The following is an 18,355-nucleotide window of genomic DNA, read 5'->3' as shown; positions in this document are numbered from 1 at the left end:
TCTGAAGTACAGCATATCCACCTCCCTTCTAAAGGTTATCCCAAACAATGCACTGCGGTTCACAACGATTGATCTAGCCAGATTATACAATCCTCTTTTTATTTGTCAATTAAAACATATTTTTCTATTTCTCTTTTGTCGTAATCATTGACGATCCTATGTAAGCAGTATTTATAACCTTCTGTATTTTATTTTTGAAAAGGAATAAAAATAGAATTGACAACGCCCTTATTTGTAACTATTATAGTTACAATGGTGGTGATCATCCATGAAACAAATCAGCAGCCGCTTTTCCATTGCTGTTCACACACTGTCCTTAATTGCTGTTGCACCTAATGAGTGTACCGGGGATTTTATTGCTTCCAGCGTAAATACAAATCCCGTGATTATCCGGCGGATCATGTCTAAGCTGAAACAGGCCCGTTTGATCGAGGTTAGACCGGGCGTCGGCGGGGCTTCCTTATTAAAGGACCCGGCAGACATCACCCTACTGGATGTATACCGGGCACTTGAAGTAGTCCAGGATGGGGAGCTATTCAACTTTCATAAACATCCGAATCCGGATTGTCCCGTGGGCAGCATGATCGAACGTACCTTACGTGCCGAGCTCATTGAGGCCCAGACAGCGATGGAACAGCGCTTGAACCGCGTAACGATACAGCAGATGATGGATCAGGTTCATGTCTCTGAATAAAAGAAGCTCATCATGAGCTTTTTTTAACCCTTTGGTTGTAATCACATCTGTTATAACGGACTTGATTACATCCAAACTTTTTTCAAAATACTTAAACCATTGGAGGAATATCTCATGAAAATTTTGGTTACTGGCGCAACAGGTCATTTGGGTTCACTGGTCGTAGAAGCTTTGTTAAAAACGGTATCCGCCGGGGATCTGGCTGTAAGTGTACGAAACCCGGAGAAAGCGGAAGCACTGCGTGCTCAAGGCGTCGACGTTCGTCATGGTGATTTCGATCAACCGGGTACACTTGCCACAGCTTTCGCTGGTGTGGATCGCCTGCTGCTCATCTCCACAGATGGCGACAATGAGACACGTATCCGCCAACATCAAGCTGCGGTTAATGCTGCCAAGAGTGCAGGTGTTGGATTTATCGCGTATACCAGCGTGGTAAATGCCGAGAATAACACCCTTTCGCTGGCTGAAGTGCACCGTGCCACAGAACAGGCGATCCGCGAATCCGGCATTTCCTACTCCTTCCTGCGTAACAACTGGTATCTGGAAAATGAAGCAGGCAGCGTACAAGCTGCTACCCAAGGTGCCCCATGGGTTCATGCAACCAACGACAGTCAAGTAGGCTGGGCTACGCGCAGTGATTATGCACATGCAGCCGCAGCAGTGCTTACAGGTGAGGGACATGAGAATTCAGTATATGAGTTGTCTGGTAAACTCCGCACGCAAGCTGAACTTGCAGCCATCGTTGGCGAAGTGCTCGGACAGGACATCAATGTACAAAACGTGGACGATGCTACTTATGCCGACATCATGAAAGGTGCAGGTCTGCCTGACTTTGTGGTCTCCATGCTGGTTGATATGCAAGGTGCCATCCGTGAAGGCGCACTGGCTGTAGAGAGCGACACCTTGGAGAAACTGCTTGGCCGTCCGGCTCAACCATTGAGCGAAGGCGTTAAGGCGATTCTGGGCAAATAAAACGTCTTCAAATCCATATCCGCTATTTGAACGAAATTCTATTAGCTGGATAACCAAAAGGGACACACCAACAAATGTTGATGTGCCCCTTTTTCTGTAACATGTGCTTATATTGTATGGATCATCCGGATCATTGGATACATAACAGAATAACAAAATATACTCTATTGGACTCGCGGGCACTTTTCTTGTCAGCGACCGATATAGCGTGCAGGTATATGGTCAGCGAGCCAGATATTTTCGTTACCATGGTAAAAGAGGATACCATCTTTGGCTGCCTGCGCGGCATTAATTTTCATGATTACGGGCTGATCATCACGTCTGCGTCCTACCTGTTCGGCCGTATTCATATCTGAGGACAAGTGCACATACTGCCGCTGCCGTGGCTGCAATCCCTGCTCCATAATCGAAGCCACCGCGCGAGCCGGTGTACCATGATAAAGCGTTACCGGCGGCTCCGCAGGGATTTTGGATATCTTCTGCGGAGTGGAATGACCATATAGCGCCCGGATGCGGCCGGAACGGATTTCATGTCTCTTTTTCTCCGAGGCCTGAATCATCTGCTCCAGGTCCGCTTCCGTTACTTCTTTCCACTGCGGACTTTCATGTAGTGCTACGAGTAATTGCGAGATCTCCACCCAGCCCTCTTCATCCAGCTCCAGCTCATATTCCCAGGGGGCATGCCGCAGAGCATAAGAGAGCTCTTTGCTTAGTTTCATCAAATCCATCACGATCATCTCCCGAATCTAGTAACTCTCTTCTACCTCTCCGGTTGTACCGCAGTCAAAATCTCCTGAATATTGCGTGCCAGTCCTTCATCATCTTCCTGGTTAAATTGACGGTGGCCGTCAATCCCACGATGAATAATCGTGTTCATTACTGGATGCGCCTCCCGGTCCGAGGCCACCCGAATTAGATCGTCGGCAAAGTCCACTGCTTGCTGTTCACTGTAGTTAAATGGCTTGATCAACATCCGAATACTCAGTGCGTGAGCCTGGGGCTCTGCTAGTTGATCCCGATGAGTAATGCCGTATACGGCCCCAAAGCCGAATGCAGCGATCACCTGCCGCTCCAGCTCAGTTGTCTGTTCCAAAGGCGTACCAATCAATTCACAAATCCTGCCCACCATCTGCTCAAGCTCCGAGGCAGCCGCTGCCAGAATGACGTCATTAATATCTTCTGCGTTAATAAAATCAGTCATATTGTAGTTCTCCATTTCTCAGCCATATTTAATCCATTCTCTTAGACTCCCTGACCCCATTGTATCGGAGTTACGGTATTCGTTTCAAATCCCCTGTCTATCGAAGCTTCTCTCATTCTTGCATTACCCTTATATAAGCGAAGTCGATTGCGTTTCGAAACGATTTTTTGCGAGCTCCAGTGCCTTATCCTTTTCACCATGATTCATATAATATTTAAACAATATCTCCTCATAACGTTCGGCGAGATATTGGGAACCAAGCTCACGATAGTAAGGAAGAACTCTATCTTCTATCATTTCATAATACGCTTCCTCCTGGCCTTGCAAAATAACACATTGGAGTTCCAATTCCATATAACTTGCGTCTCCCGTAAGATCAGATCGATGCAGGGCTTCCAGAGATATATTTAATAGCTTGTTTGCAGGAATGAGATTACCCAGTCTATTCGCTTCTACGTAATTATTAAGCACCATCAGGTAGAGCGGTTGTTTCTCCGGAATGATATCCAGCGCCTGATTGTACCAATAGGCAGCCTCCTCATACTGCTTTCGCCGGTTATATTCGTAACCCAGATTGTTCAGCAGCTTGGCTTTTCGGTCAGGAAGACCGCAATCATCACATATCCGAATGAGATTCTCATATCTTCTTTTAGTCTCAGGAAAATCATGATACTCTCGGGAATTGAGCTGAACCAGCATAATGGTTTCGGTATCAATGATCCGAACCATATTGAGCGTTTTCCGAAAATGCTGGATAGCCTTCTCGGCGTAATAGTAAGACGTAATATTCGAATAGATCGAGTGATAGGCCAGGGACAAATGATAAAAGTATTCATGATTCGTATATTTCGATTGGTCAATAGAGGTTAACGTCTGGATGGATTTGGTATAATGCCCTGTTAGGAAATAGTAAATCCCCATCAGGTGGTGATAAAAATAATGCTCGTACGAATGCTCCAATTCATCCGGAATCTCGACTTTGTCTATAAGTCTTTCTGCCTCATCTATATTATTTAAAAATAAATAAAATCGGATCCGCAGCAAATCACAGGATAGACGCAAGTCTGGTATACCTGCTAGCGGTTCTTCTTCCAGCTTGTCTTTTAGACGAATAGCTTCGGCCGTTCTCTGCATAATAATGGCCTCTTGCCATGAATCCAGCAGATCCTTCATTTGATGATATCTGGTTACTTCCCTTACCATATCAATATGGAGTCGCTCACAGAGCATGTCCATAATCTCCTGTGAGTACTCTGTCATTCCCCGTTCAATTTTGCTCAGATGTGTGACTGAACAGATCCCTTTCACCAGTTCGCCTTGAGTTCGTCTATGTTTCTCCCGGTAAAATTTAATAATCTTCCCTTCAACCATCACTACACCTCGTTTTGTCCATCGTTTATTCCTAATTATAGGGATCGAATGTGGACTGTACCAGTTATATATTGGAGTCTGGTGTACCTGGGAGGAGAATTTTGGGAGAATCGCAAGGTGCAGTCATGACAAAATAAGAGGCCCCCCTAATGCTGGAGGAACCTCTTATATTTGTACTTCTTATTTCAGCAACGAAAGTAAATTGTGAACCGTTTGGGCCGTTTCGGCACGTGTAGCACTATCTTGAGGTTTGAATTTCCCACCAGTAGAACCTTTCATTACACCAAGCTCAGCCGCTTTAGCCACAGCTTCTTTTGCCCAAGATGCAATGTTTGCTTCATCCGTATAACCGGCATCAGCTGACTGGGTATCATTTGTTTGGGATTGGTATTCGTATGCTCTCATCATAAGCACGGCCATTTCTTGACGTGAAATGGTTTGAGTCGGAGCAAATGTATCACTAGATACTCCCTGAACCAAACCTGCTTGATAAGCAGCAGCAACGCTATCCACATACCAGGCATCCTTGCTTACATCACCAAATGGCAATTCATTACCTTTTGCCTCTAAGCCAAGGGTTCTTACGATTAAGGCAGCGAATTCGGCACGAGTTGTTTGACCTTGCGGATCAAACGCAGTCTCTGTTTTACCTGTCAGCACATGTTTCGCTGCAAGAGACTTGATTGCTTCGCTTGCCCAATGCGTTGGTGCCACGTCTTCGAAGGATTTATCGTAGACGAACGGTGCATACGTGCCCAAATCGGACAATTGGGAAGTAACGCTACCCTTCTCTTCGTCTACGATCCCACCTGCGTAATCCCATTGATTCGCAGTTGAATGTTCAGTGTACATGCCAATCAGATCGCTGTTTAGCTTTCTGTCGTAATGGAGTGTCAGCGTAACATCTTCAGAAAGTGAGGACAAAGATAGCTTCTCACTGGAAACCTGGAGATACAGTTCAATTTCGTAAGCAGCACCTGCGGTTGTCCACGTCAGACCTTGTTTCGCCGCTGGTAATTTCACATCTTTTTTGTTTATATCCAAGATGATTTTGCCATCAGCTGCACCAGGGCCACCTTTGGTTTGCAGTTCTTTCAATACGCCAGAAGGAATGGTGAGCGATAGCACACCTTGCTGAGATATTGTGAGTGAATTCGCACCCAACAAATCCCCGGCATTGACAGGCAGCTCAATCTTCTTACCGACCGTCATCTCCACATTCGCGGTACCGTTTGCCGCAGATTGCAAATCTTTTTCCGTAATGACCTGATTTTGGCTTGATTCTGATTCTGTAGATGGTGCAGGTGTTGGGACAGGTGCAGGCGTCGTAGAAGATCCGCCGCCACCGCTATTTCCCGAACCGCCCCCATTATTACCAGAACCACCATTGTTCATTTCCTGAATTTTATTGAGGAAGTACCCTAAGTCTTTGTCCCCAATTTGCAAGACAGGCTGCTTGGTAGAATAGTTAGCCGTCATTCCAAAGTTATTCGTAATATAACTCACTTCGGTGTCTCCTACATAACCATCCTGGTCAATATCAGCAGTTTCATCCGAAGTACGATAATATTTCGTTACAAGCTCCATATCATAGATATCGATGGCTCCATCTCCATTAATATCTCCTGCATACGTATAATCAGACGAATTCAGTTGATTGATACCGTAGTATTCGCCATCAATCGTCTTGCTCAGAACCACTGCCAGCCTGGAAGGTAAATGGCCCGGAACTCGTGTGTAGATGGTCGTCACTTCTCCTGTTGCCGGAATCCCATCGATCAGGAACTCACCATATTTTTGCAAAGTCCCCTCATATTTCTCACCGGAAGCCGTCTCCGCATAAACTTCAATGCCCATTGCCGAATAGTCATTTGCAAAATCCAGATACTCTCCATCGACCATAAAAGCTTCGGGACGTAGATAACCATATGTTCTTGAAGATTTGGAAATCACTTCATAGCTGTCTGTGTTAAACGCGGCTAATGTCAATTTCTCTTCGTTCTCTTTCATGCCAACCGTCGTGTATTTCACTTCAAGAAATGGTACGTCGCTTTTCTTAAAATAGAATTCATCCTTCGGAACATCAAAGACAACATGGAACAAATCAAGATTCCCTGTGATTCCTTCAAAGGATCCACCTGAGATGGATGCCTCAAAGCTAATTTCTCTTGGGCTCACTACAGGATCACTGAATTTCACTTCAGCACCTGTGGCATCCAGTAATGCCTGCAGCTCAGGCGTTGGCTCAATCCGGTTAAATTGTTTATAGTCATACATCGACTCCAGGGTAAACGAAATACCGTTTAACTTCTCCACATTGTTCAATTGAATAGTCTGGGTAATCGTATCTCCTTTACGCACTTGTTCTTTGTCATATTTACTAGTCACATAAGGTTTGCCTTCGGAAATAAAGCCATAGCGGTGGTCCTTGACGGGATTGGCCGCTGTACCCACATCCATTCCAAAGAGTCGAAGTTCGTAACCATTATCATATTCTTCTTTGGTAATACCAAATGATATATTTCCTTCTTTGGAAACAGGCAAGTCACCGGAATAGAAGGGACTGCCATTCTCGTAGAAAATGACACGGTTGGAAGATTGATCATATTCCGTGATCCCATTATCAACAAAGGTTTGGACTGTTGAATCGATAGCTGTGCCATCATACCAGACGCCCTGTCCACCCTCCCTTTCCGTCAACATACTATCATTGAGCTCGTATACGCCAGGCTCTATACCCAAATCAATCTCTGGGGCTGTATTATCGACAACTACCAATCTTTCGTATGAATACTGCTTGGAGTCCGAATCGTTCCCGATGAATTCAAGTGTGTAGCTGCCCTCAGGCACAAATCGTGCAACGTTGGAAATCTCCCCGTTTTCAATCGGAAATGCATAACCTCTAAACACATTCAGGATCAGATATTCCACTCCCGGAAGCAGGGACTGCGAATTCAAGGTACCTACAAACCCGATTTCTTCGCCGGTTTCGCGATCCTTCAGCAATACATCCACAGAATCAATGGGACTGCCCAAAAGAATGGCACTCAGTGTCATCCGGTTCAGGAACTGATGGAATGGGGTATCGTTTGTAACGGATGGTGGAATCATCTCCACCGAAGTAATCCCCTTTTCGCTAATACGAATGGAGAATGGGATCTGAATATGATCCGCAGCATTTTCCGTATCCAGATATACATATCCTTCATAACGGCCGCTCGGCGTGTCCTGTGGTATATCCACTGAAACAGTCATCTCTTCTGTACTTCCGCCACTTACAGTAATCGATTCTGGAAGATCTACATTTAAATTCATATCGTTTAACAGCTTGATGGAAGTGTTATACGTTTTGGCAAGGTCCCCTTTATTCTCTATTTTAACTGTCCGGCTGTCAGATACGATTCCCTGGCCGTCTTCTTCCAAGTATGCACTATCAAATACGATCGAACCTGTAATTTCATCAATAAGGATGGATTCGTCATTCGAGAAGTGAATCGTTTTATCCTGAACTTTGGCAAATACGGAAGTGTGGACTGCCCGGTAAGGATCTACTCGGCCTGCACCTACTTCATACACGGAATAATTCCCGTTCAGATCGACAGCTGTATTCATTAGAGCAGTCTTCACATCAAAAGGTGTGTATTCTTCATGTGCCTGAAGCATTAGTGCAGCAATACCCGCCATATGCGGCGTTGCCATGGAAGTACCCGAAATTCGTGCATAGGCAATATTATAATTCTCACCCGTATGATCATTCACAAATACAGGATAGGTTGAAAAAACAGCTACGCCCGGGGCTACGATATCGGGTTTAATGTCATCATTCACGGACGCTGGACCTCGGGAACTGAAATCCGCCAGTTTATTTCCTTCCGTAACGGTTTGGCCCGCTGCGCCAAAGGTGACCGTCACGCCATTCAACTCTTTTAGCTTTTCTCCAAGCTCTCTCATCATTTGGAACGTAGGAATATACCCGTTCATTTCACCCAAATAATTGGGGATTGTTCCTTCAACATTATTATAAATGATTGCTGCTGCCGCCCCTGCCTTTCTTGCATTGACGATCTTGGCATCGAGTGCAATATCACCCCGCGCAATTAGGGCCACTTTGCCTTGTACATCAATACCTTCAAAATCAAAAGCATTACCAAGCCCCGCATAAACAAGTTCGTAGGTTTTGCCTTCAAGCGTAGTCAGATCGTCAGTAAAATCTTTACCAAACAGAGGTAACTCCTCAGTATAAGTTGAAGCAGGCGCTTCTTCTCCTACTGCTGGAACTTCTTCTACTACAGGTGTTCCTTCTGCTGCTGGTGGAGTTTCTACATCCACTTCAGGTGCATTTTCTTCTGCCGATGTTTCTTCATCTACTGCAGGTGTTTCTTCTACTACAGGTGGAGTTTCTACTGGTATCTCTTCTTCTGTTGCGGATGCTTGTACATCTGCAGCAGATGGTTCATCTGCTGCTGGTGGCGCTTCTTCTGCAGTAGGCGCTTCTGGTTCAGCTGTATTTTCGCCCGACTCTCCTGCACCTGGATCACCATACACATCCATAGTCACGGTAGCGGTAGGAAGAGTTAACGGAACATCGGAAGCACCAATCGTAATGGCCAGCGCGCTCGCTCCCGGTGTACCTAACGTACCTTCACTGGGTCCATCATTACCAGCCGCAACCATACTCACCACACCTTGCAGCATCGCATTATTCAGTGCAATGGAGGCCGGATCCAATGGATCATTCGTTGCAGCACCGAGAGAGAGATTAATCACATCCAGTTCATCTTCAATGGCCTTGTCAATCCCGGCAATAATGCCACTCATCTCACCACTTCCACCAGGGCCAAGTACACGGTACACATATAAGTCTACATCTGGAGCAACACCTTTTACAGCATACCCCACGTCATTTTTGGCCTGCCCTGCAATGGTTCCCGATACGTGTGTACCATGGGAAGTATAATATTCTTCTGCTAAAACACCCTGTTCCTTGTAGCCCGAATTTTCCCAATCTTCATATGTCGTCTCCATCGGGTCCGCATCGTTATCGACAAAGTCCCAGCCCTTAACCGTAGCCGGATCCACTTGTTTTGGATCTTCTCCCTCATGAGCGCGATACCCTTTATACGCCCCTGTTAAATCCGGATGATTATAATCAATTCCGGTGTCCAGTACACCCACTTTGATTCCCTTACCAGTGATACCCTCTTCATGAAGTTTGTCGATGCCGAGATATGGCACACTATCAGCCATTCGAGGCTGCATTCCGGGTGCAGATGCAAATTCACTCGATGTGTCTGTCTCTGGCAGATCAAGTGTCACTTCCTGGTCAGCCCATACTTTTTTCACTACCCCTGATTTCATCAAATCTTCTACGGCTACACCAGGGACTGTTAACGCAACGCCATTTAGCGCTGTCTCGTACTCCTGGGTAATCCGGATCGAGGCAGCATCATATGATAGCCCTCTCTTCTGCTGCAAAGACTTAATGTGCTGCTTGAATTGCTGGTGATTTTGTTTCACCTTGCTCGTAGCCGTAAGCTCAGACATCTTCTCATTGTTTACTGCAGCCCGTTTCAAGGCAACCGCAGCGGGTTCACTTTTGAACTGCACAATCACGTTTACCAAATCGCTACTTTTGGTATTCACCTTGGGATCGATCACTTCACCGTCCATCACTTGAAGCTGGTTCAAAGCTTGTCTTTCTTCTGGCGTCAGTGATTGCAAAATGGACTTAGCGCTCTCACTATGCTGTAGAGGGCCATAGGCCGGCGCTGCGTAAGCTGGCATGGAGAACATGGAAGACAACATGACTCCTGCTGCTAAAACACCGGATAACCATCGGGCTGATTTTCGTTTCATTTTATACCTCCTGCGGTTTGCAATAGATTAGGATTATCGTATTCCGCAGCGTATGGAATGTAAATTGGGGTAATTGAGTATGTTAATAGATTGAATCGATCTGATATTCTTCTAAAAAATTTACATATAAATAGACCGAATTATCTAATTTAGAGACTTTGCTTTACAAAACCAGGCTGACACCTTTATATTTGCAACTTCTTTTAACAAACAAGTATCTCTAGACCTAAAAACACTTGCGAAAATGAAGAGTATTTTGAATACAAATTTACTTTTTATGCTATTTTTTATGGGATTCACTTCAAAATTTCTGAATAAAAACGTACAAAATCTCACATCAATATTCCAAGCAGAACGAGATATGTGAGCTTATTTGACTTCTCATACTCCAATTCTTCAAATTGTTTTTTTTAATATGTAAAACAAATAAGCCAGACCATCTGACCATAATCGACCTCTTTTATGTAACGATTTAGAATTAATTAGGTTATACTTTTCAAGGATTCGTCTTTGGTGTCGTGCTATTTTTCGGCGTTGTCGTTGCATTAGTTCATTCGTTTTCGAAGAAGGTGTACTTTCCGAATTTTGTTTCGGTTTCGACGGGTTCTCCCCAGGTTTAGAGGTCGATCCTGTTTCACTGTTTGCTGCCTTACCGCCTCCAGAAGCAGCCTCGCCCGTTTTGTTCTTCTTGTTATTGCTCCAATGACTTCCTCCACCAGACACGATTCCGATCTTCTGACTGTCTTCCCAATACTTTTGGACAAATGTCTTCACTTTGGGCACGATGGACGAAGACGGGCTAGTATTCACTTCGGGCGACGTTGGTCCACTTGCCTGCGGGATGGACCGTCTCAGGCCTACAGAGCCGCCTGCTGAACCTCCCTTACCCTTAAAATTAAATTCCGTATCCAGGCCTTTTTGCATCGCGTCATGTTGGTAATATCCATCCCATAGTTCAGCAAAGGCTTCATCGCTCATGGGGGCCTTTAGTCTCCATGACAGATACTTCATTTCATCAAGGCTTAGCCCTTGTGCCTTCCAATAGTCATAACTCCCCAGTTCCTCGACCGTAATATGCGGCCTGCCGATGTCGAAGGTATATTTACAAAATGGGGCCCTACGAAAAGAATATCGTATTCTTCAGGGTTTTCCATCACTTTGTTGAAATAATCCAGCGATTCTTTCAGTTCCTGATCCGCGTGGTGTTTCGCCCACTTCTCCCAAGTATATGCTGGAATTTCATAATACGTCGTGCTGATTTCCTGATGCTGCTGATGCAACTTCTTGACCAAATCGAGAGGCGTTGTCGCGGTAGACAGTTCTTTGGCAGCAGTCAACACTTTACCAAGCAGTTTCCACTTTGCTTCGTTCTCCTGCTGTTGGAGCTCAGTGAAACCTTTAGTAAGTCAGTCCAGCAAACTCAGCGCCGATGGCTGCCGCTTCCCCGATTTCAGGCATCATATACAGCCGCTATGACCTTCGGCGACGTAGAATGTCGCTAAAGGGATAGGGGCAAGAAGATTGCGGTTTGATCCGCAGACCGGGGAACCCCTGGATCTCATTTTCCAGCATCATTAGATATGTAGTCATGAGCAACCCGGATTCAGGGCGGGACACCGCTTGGGTTACCGTTTATTCCTTCCGGTCAGGCTGCTTCACTTTGCCATCCAAAGCAGAAGTTTCAGAACTCTCCATCGTATAGATGAATGCCTCGGATTCCCATTCGAGAGTTGTAAAAATTTATTTTGGTTTGTCCCCGCTGTTCTTAGTCTGTGGGCTGTTAAGAATCATATTCTCTCTATGCTGAGTAACGCATATTCTATGAAAAGAAGACTCATCCCCCATGTTGATTAAGTTGGAATGAGCCTTGAAAGTCTTAAAATGAATACATAGTATTTTAGTAAGTCTTGAATCTTCAAATTTAATTCGTATATCACCGTGTCCTCCCTAGAATTTTATCGGTTAAACCCAGGGGTTTTTCCAATTTCTATATCTAGGGGGTGCACTGCACTCATGGTTCGGTTGGAAAGAACTTTATTAAGCTCATTTATAGTTGTGAGTAAATTTGAAACGCAAGAAAACTAAGAAACAAAAAAACAGGTCAATTACGGTGGTATCTGACCATAATCAACCTGTTTAATGTAACTAAAAAGTAGCTTTCAGAATATAAAATTAGAGCATTTACTGGAATGGAGAAATCTTCAGACGTTTATTACATGAGTTAGATCATATGGACTCAATCATCTGACTCATTTGACAGTAACTTTAAAGCTCATACTCCCACTCATTATAATGGGTTTTATATTGGATTATCGGGATACTCTTCTAGATACCTATCTATTAGTTGTCTGCTTTTTTCATCCTCTGGTATGTTACCCAAATATTTATATTCCCAAATAAGTAGCTGGTCATCAAAGCTATAATTCGTATCAAACCAATTTGTATAATCATAATGAATCTTGAATTTCCCATTCCTATCAATAGATAATGTGAAGGAATACCAAAGTTCTTGTTCATTATCTATAAAATTCTTTCTTAGTTTTTCACTCAGTTCAAATAGAACTCTGCTTTTGATTTTATATTGATCTTTATAATCATGATAATAAAGAGGGATTTCTAAACTATATTTAAAATTTTCCACATCCTCAGGTGTGTTATAAAAAAAGTATGTCCCGCCCCCTGTTTCAGAAATTTGTGCATAGTAATGAAATTTTTCCCATTCTTCCGGGATCATTTCATTAACTGTTTCAGCTATTTGATTATATATTTGATTCATCTCTTTTTCCATGCTCAACGAAATCAACCTCCAGCTTGATTTTTAATAGTTTTTTGTACTGGCCTATTTCCTTCAATTTGATAAGTTACTTCAAAGGAATCTGGTCTCATTGAAGTACCTGAATAAACTGGTTCAATTTTTACAGTAACTTTTTTCGGAGGTATCTCTCTCAACGCATCCGCCCATTTAGACTCCATATTGTACCATTCCCCGCCAGAACGGTTAATTTGGCTATTTTGTGGAACTAGGTTGTCAATATCCTTTGGTCCTTTAAACTGTGCCCCTACTAAGTGCCCACCATCATCATCAGGTAACCGACCTTGCCCTTTCCCTACCGTCCTCTGGGCATATTCACTACGGTCTCCTTTACCAAGCACAAGTGCTCCTTCACATTCAATAATACGCCCTTGACTGTCCGTACGATAAGTATAACCATCTGGTGATGTGTATTCTATATTTGGTTTTAAAACTTTTTTTCTATTCTTTCTTGTAAAATGATCACCATACTTAACTGTTTCATGGACTATTGGTGGCGGTTTAGCACCTTCTCCCGTCCCCTCAGTGCCTTCCGGATCATCCTTCGGTTTGTTTGTATTCGGATTCTCCTGCGACTTCTCCGGTTCGGATGATTTAGGCGGTTTCGTATCGGCTTGCGGTTTACCTTCGTCCTTTTTCTTCGATGTAGACGGCTTCCAGGAATTCACTTCATTCGGCGTTTCATTTTTTTCTGATTTCGTCTTCGATGTCGTGCTATTTTTCGGCGTTGTCGTTGCATCAGGTTCATTCGTTTTCGAAGAAGGTGTACTATCCGAATTTGGTTTCGGTTTCGACGGGTTCTCTACAGGTTTAGAGGTCGATCCCGTCCCACTGTTTGCTGTCTTACCACCTCCAGAAGCAGCCTCGCCCGTTTTGTTCTTCTTGTTATTGCTCCAATGACTTCCTCCACCAGACACGATCCCCATCTTCTGACTGTCTTCCCAATACTTTCGGACAAATGTCTTCACTTTGGGCACTATGGACGAAGACGGGCTCGTGCTCACTTTGGGCGTCGTTGGTCCACTTGCCTGCGGGATGGACCGTCTCAGGCCTACAGAGCCGCCTGCTGAACCTCCCTTGCCCTTAAAATTAAATTCCGTATCCAGGCCTTTTTGCATCGCGTCATGTTGGTAATATCCATCCCATAGTTCAGCAAAGGCTTCATCGCTCATGGGGGCCTTTAGTCTCCATGACAGATACTTCATTTCATCAAGGCTTAGCCCTTGTGCCTTCCAATAATCATAACTCCCCAGTTCCTCGACCGTAATATGCGGCCTGCCGATGTCGAAGGTAATATTGGCAAAATGGGGCCCTACGAAAAGAATATCGTATTCCTCAGGGTTTTCCATCACTTTGTTGAAATAATCCAGCGAATCTTTCAGTTCCTGATCCGCGTGTTGTTTCGCCCACTTCTCCCGAGTATATGCTGGAATTTCATAATACATCGTGCTGATTTCCTGATGCTGCTGATGCAACTTCTTGACCAAATCGAGGGGCGAAGTCGCAGTAGACAGTTCTTTGGCGGCGGTCAACACTTTACCAAGCAGTTTCCACTTTGCTTCGTTCTCCTGCTGTTGTAGCTCAGCGAAACCTTTAGTAAGTCGGTCCAGCAAATTCAATGCCGATGGCTTGAAGGAGCCCAGCTTCGGCACACTCGCGATTAGACCTGTGGCCACGGCAGCGATACCAACGCCGATAGCTGTCTGAGCAGCGATACCTCCTAGCGCCCCCATGACCGGAATCATGGCGGTGATCGCCAAGGCTGCTCCAACCATGGACCCATCCTTCGGGTTTGTCGTCGATGCCCGGGTCTTTGCTGCCGCCTCGGCAGCGGCAGCCTGAGCCGCTTCATATTCCTCAATCGGCATCAGTGGCGGCTCCGGCTCTGGCGGCAGGTCCGCCACATGGACGGGCGCTTTGTTGCTGCCCTCCTGTTGCAGCAGGCCAGATCGTACGTTGGCCTCCCCATCCAGAATGAAGCTGCCGCCCCCGCCAAGCAGCCAGATCGCTTCCGATGCCGTGGCTTCGATCTGTCCGGCCGCGAGCACGATGTTACTACCCTGAATGGACAGATTTCCCGGACTTTCCAATACCACGCCCTGATCGTTCAAGGTAATCGTCATCCCTGATCCGGCTTGCAGCGTGACCTCTTCGGGCGACATGCCGATCAAGGCTCCGGCAGGATGACCCCACACCTTATGATCCGTTCCTCCGTTAGCGGAACGCTTGCCTTCAGGAACGGAATGGCGAATGTACGCTCCGGATTCCCGGCTACCCGGAAAATAGAGCTCAACCGTATCCCCGATCTCCGGCATCATGTATAGTCCGCTATGCCCTTCCGCAGCATAGGCTGGCGCGACCGGGTATGGACAGGCAGCTCCTTGCGTCATCGGGCCCTTGTCCATTGGCAATTCGATCTGAACGTGGTCATGAATGACGCGGACCACCTCGCCATACAGCGATAACCCAATCAGGTCTGACAGGTCGCATCTTGGCACGCGAATCTGTTCCTCGGGTACCATGCGATAGGTCGTCATGAGCAGCCCGGATTCCAGGCGCGAATGGGCATACACCACGGTCAGTTCCCTGCCATCCGGCAATTCGACCTTGTCTCCGAGCGCATAGGTATCTGCACTTTCCATCGTATACTGTAATACGCCTTGTGTGCCCTTCGGTCCATGGTTGAGATATCGATCTTCCGTTCCGGAGCCACGCCAGTCGATTCCGCCCAGCTCTTTACGCACCTGATAGGGCTGGTCTTGCGGCCACTTCCACAGCTTGCCCGTGGGCAAACCGATAAACAGCTTGGGTGACGCCGCCGTGATCTCAGGGACCAACACCGTGCCGAATCGCGAGGCAAGCCGCCGCAGGAACATCCAATCGGTCTCTTTATATTGTAGAACAAGTCCGCTCAATGCGGTATTCCCGGTAACCTGATCTATGACATCCGAGTATCGGTAGGATTTCATGATGAACTCAATCAGTTCCTTGAACGTCCAGCCCCTGTTTTGAAAGGCTCGTTCCTCGATCCGGATATCCATTTGATACGAGTTGGACAAGGCTTCAAGCTCAAATCGATAGATCCCTCCTGACAAATGAACCGTGAGGGAGGTCATGACGCCATGGAAGAGCCTCCTCACCGATCTGCCGGTTTCATCGACTTGCCTGAGCACGATCGGTTCCCCTTCAGCCTGAACCTGAAGAATGCCTGGCCCATTCTCTTCCGGAAGAATGCCGCTAACATAGAGCTTCGCATGCTCGTTCACCTGGCGGGTAATTTGCACGTTTTCCAGCCACTGTGCACGATAAGGCCAATATAGGCGAAGTTGCTCATATCCGATACGATCCGATTTCTTCTCCTTGAATTCACTCATCGTCAAAAGTCCAACTGCTGACCGTCATCCTCGATGACGATATCTCCGCCATACAGACACTTGTGGGTACAGTGACTAAGCAGTGCAGCCTTCCCTTCCACTTTGGTATCTCCCTTCCCGTGAAGCCAGGGCATGGTCAGTACGGGAACGCATGGGGCTTTCTTGACCCCATAAATGTCTACCATCGTACTGGCCGCCACTGCCGGATTCAATGGATTGGAACAGTTGCCGAACGATCCGATATGAATTCCCGGAACATAATCCTCAACCGTCATTTGTGCCTTGCCTTTGATATATACACCATGACTGAATGGAATCTTCAATCTTGTACGTTGCGTCCCGCAGTTGCATTTAAGGATCGCACCTGCAACGACATAGCCTTTCGAGGCTTCTCCAGCCGTACGAATCTGGGCCTCCTGATCTTGACTTTGCGCCATCGTAACCTCCCCTTTCTAATTTGTTTGCTCCAAGTCCAACGGAATCAATTGCACACCTGTAACATCCCGCCGCAGAATGCTTTCGGCCAACGCAAGATTGACGATGATCACGGTTTCGCGCAGCTCCATCAATTGGAACAGGGGCACCTCCGGGAAGTCTCGCTTCAGCACGATCCGCTCCAGACTTCCATCCATGCGCCAACGGGTATGGGGAGATAACACGTTTGCCAGCGCAGGCGGATGAATGACCCAGTACGTCTCCTGGGTCATTCGTTCCTTGTCCGTTAATACGGCAGCTCTTCGCTTGAGCCGTGGCTGATACAGCATGAGTATTTCAAGCAATCGATCCGAAACCAATGGAACCGGCTGTTCCAAATAATCCGTATAATCCACATGGAATCCGCTTCGCACATAAAGGTTAATGGCGGTATGTTCACTGCCCGAATCATGAAAAGCCTGATTCCAGGCCCTGCGTTGCAGTTCTCCGACAGGCTCTGTCTCTACGCGGTGTATCCATCTGGGGTCGGCCATTAGACGAAAGTATCGGATAACCCTCGCCTCCTCTCGGCATCGTCAAAAATCGCACCCTCCACATCAGCACCCTCCCATAACGTATCGGTCAGATTGGCTCCACGGAATATGGCTCCCCGAAGGCGTGCCCCTCGGAAGTCGGCCCCCGAAAGGTTTGCATTCTCGAAGTTAAGCGCATCATAACTTGGCCCCTGAGCAAGTCCTTCCGGATGCCCCACCTCCCCCATTACACCCCTGAAAACGGCTCTTTCCAACGAACAGCCGCTGAAATCTGCCCCATATAGAATGCTTCCGGTGAAATCGGCGTGCTCCAGACCACAGTTGTGCCAACGCGTCCCCACCAGGACACAGCGCTGAAAATCGGTTGAATGCATATCAATACGATCGAATCGGCTGTAACGAAAATCCAGATCGCTGCATTCCATTCCGCTCATATCCAGTCCCTGAAAGTGCGCGTACATGACCTCCAGACCGTCGCTTTCTTCCAATGCCTCGCCAATCTCCTCAATGCTCCTGTTCCGCCTGTCGAGGCGGAACACGCACTCGCTGGCATCCAGATATTCTCCCATGCGCACTTCGAATACCTGTTCCAGATTCATAAGCGAATCCCATTCGAAGTCCTCCAGCGCGCGACAGCTACGGCGCATGAAATACACGAGATAACGATTCACCAACGCCGCTTCCCTTAGCATGATTCGATCCAGTTCCACCGTTGTCACGGTTCCTTGATAGTTGGGGAGTTCTTCTCTTAATCCATCCAGCATCCGTTCAAGACACCCATAGGCCCAGTTGGCCGAATAGAACGCCCGAATGGGTGTACGGTCCAGTAACCACGAAGCATCGCAAGCTTCGACCAGAACATTCATGGCCCCTCCAAGCAGTTCTGTTCGCAGCACGGAATATTGAATATAAGCGATCTTCCCTTTTGCTCCCCGCTTTTGGGCATCGCCGACTTCCTGAAGCAAAAGTCTGAAATGATCCATGAACTCGGCTGCCAATTCCGCATACCTTGTATGCAGCATATGCTGCAAATCATCCATAAGCCTGGCCCGTGCAGGTTCCACCTGATGGGTATAAAAATGCAACAGAGATTCCTTGCGATCCACC

The 18,355-nt window shown here is 46.5% G+C and carries 13 protein-coding genes; 2 read left to right on the top strand and 11 right to left on the bottom strand.

Translation table 11 applies throughout. The features are described 5' to 3' along the window. Nucleotides 1-268: 268 nt before the first annotated feature. Nucleotides 269-694, top strand: coding sequence for an Rrf2 family transcriptional regulator (locus tag PIL01S_RS11655; protein WP_127537703.1), 426 nt, complete (start codon nucleotides 269-271; stop codon nucleotides 692-694). Nucleotides 695-808: 114 nt separating this feature from the next. Further along, nucleotides 809-1,666 (top strand): SDR family oxidoreductase, encoded by an 858-nt coding sequence (locus PIL01S_RS11650; RefSeq protein WP_127537702.1) that lies wholly within the window; start codon nucleotides 809-811, stop codon nucleotides 1,664-1,666. Between the two features lie 191 nt (nucleotides 1,667-1,857). Here PIL01S_RS11650 and PIL01S_RS11645 read toward each other — a convergent pair whose 3' ends face one another. The 11 genes from PIL01S_RS11645 to PIL01S_RS11595 all read right to left on the bottom strand — a co-directional run bounded on the left by PIL01S_RS11645 (nucleotide 1,858) and on the right by PIL01S_RS11595 (nucleotide 18,354). Then, nucleotides 1,858-2,394: an RNA 2'-phosphotransferase gene (locus PIL01S_RS11645; protein WP_127537701.1), complete on the bottom strand. Its 537-nt coding sequence runs from the start codon at nucleotides 2,392-2,394 to the stop codon at nucleotides 1,858-1,860. Between the two features lie 32 nt (nucleotides 2,395-2,426). Continuing rightward, nucleotides 2,427-2,867 (bottom strand): Imm48 family immunity protein, encoded by a 441-nt coding sequence (gene imm48, locus PIL01S_RS11640; protein ID WP_127537700.1) that lies wholly within the window; start codon nucleotides 2,865-2,867, stop codon nucleotides 2,427-2,429. Nucleotides 2,868-2,996: 129 nt separating this feature from the next. Then, on the bottom strand, nucleotides 2,997-4,238 hold the full coding sequence (locus PIL01S_RS11635; protein ID WP_127537699.1) for a transcriptional regulator: 1,242 nt from the start codon (nucleotides 4,236-4,238) through the stop codon (nucleotides 2,997-2,999). Between the two features lie 180 nt (nucleotides 4,239-4,418). Then, the gene (locus PIL01S_RS11630; RefSeq protein WP_127537698.1) at nucleotides 4,419-10,094 is read right to left on the bottom strand and encodes a S8 family serine peptidase; all 5,676 of its coding nucleotides are present in this window, start codon (nucleotides 10,092-10,094) and stop codon (nucleotides 4,419-4,421) included. A 396-nt stretch (nucleotides 10,095-10,490) separates the two neighbouring features. Beyond that, nucleotides 10,491-11,072 (bottom strand): hypothetical protein, encoded by a 582-nt coding sequence (locus tag PIL01S_RS11625; RefSeq protein ID WP_127537697.1) that lies wholly within the window; start codon nucleotides 11,070-11,072, stop codon nucleotides 10,491-10,493. A 44-nt stretch (nucleotides 11,073-11,116) separates the two neighbouring features. After that, nucleotides 11,117-11,434 (bottom strand): hypothetical protein, encoded by a 318-nt coding sequence (locus tag PIL01S_RS11620; protein ID WP_127537696.1) that lies wholly within the window; start codon nucleotides 11,432-11,434, stop codon nucleotides 11,117-11,119. A gap of 959 nt (nucleotides 11,435-12,393) precedes the next feature. After that, a complete protein-coding gene (locus PIL01S_RS11615; protein ID WP_127537978.1) occupies nucleotides 12,394-12,882 on the bottom strand; it encodes an immunity protein YezG family protein in 489 nt (162 codons plus the stop codon). Between the two features lie 11 nt (nucleotides 12,883-12,893). Then, entirely contained in the window at nucleotides 12,894-16,280 is a 3,387-nt protein-coding gene (locus PIL01S_RS11610) for a DNA/RNA non-specific endonuclease (protein WP_127537695.1), read from the bottom strand. Between the two features lie 2 nt (nucleotides 16,281-16,282). Beyond that, a complete protein-coding gene (locus tag PIL01S_RS11605) occupies nucleotides 16,283-16,717 on the bottom strand; it encodes a DUF4280 domain-containing protein (protein WP_127537694.1) in 435 nt (144 codons plus the stop codon). 15 nt (nucleotides 16,718-16,732) lie between these two features. Continuing rightward, the gene (locus PIL01S_RS11600; RefSeq protein ID WP_127537693.1) at nucleotides 16,733-17,248 is read right to left on the bottom strand and encodes a hypothetical protein; all 516 of its coding nucleotides are present in this window, start codon (nucleotides 17,246-17,248) and stop codon (nucleotides 16,733-16,735) included. Continuing rightward, entirely contained in the window at nucleotides 17,248-18,354 is a 1,107-nt protein-coding gene (locus PIL01S_RS11595) for a pentapeptide repeat-containing protein (RefSeq protein WP_127537692.1), read from the bottom strand. Before PIL01S_RS11595 ends, PIL01S_RS11600 begins: the two co-directional genes overlap by 1 nt. Between the last annotated feature and the right edge of the window lies 1 nt (nucleotide 18,355).

It is taken from the genome of Paenibacillus illinoisensis NBRC 15959 (genome assembly GCF_004000925.1).
Taxonomy (GTDB): domain Bacteria; phylum Bacillota; class Bacilli; order Paenibacillales; family Paenibacillaceae; genus Paenibacillus; species Paenibacillus illinoisensis.
This window is presented reverse-complemented; position numbering and strand designations above follow the sequence as displayed.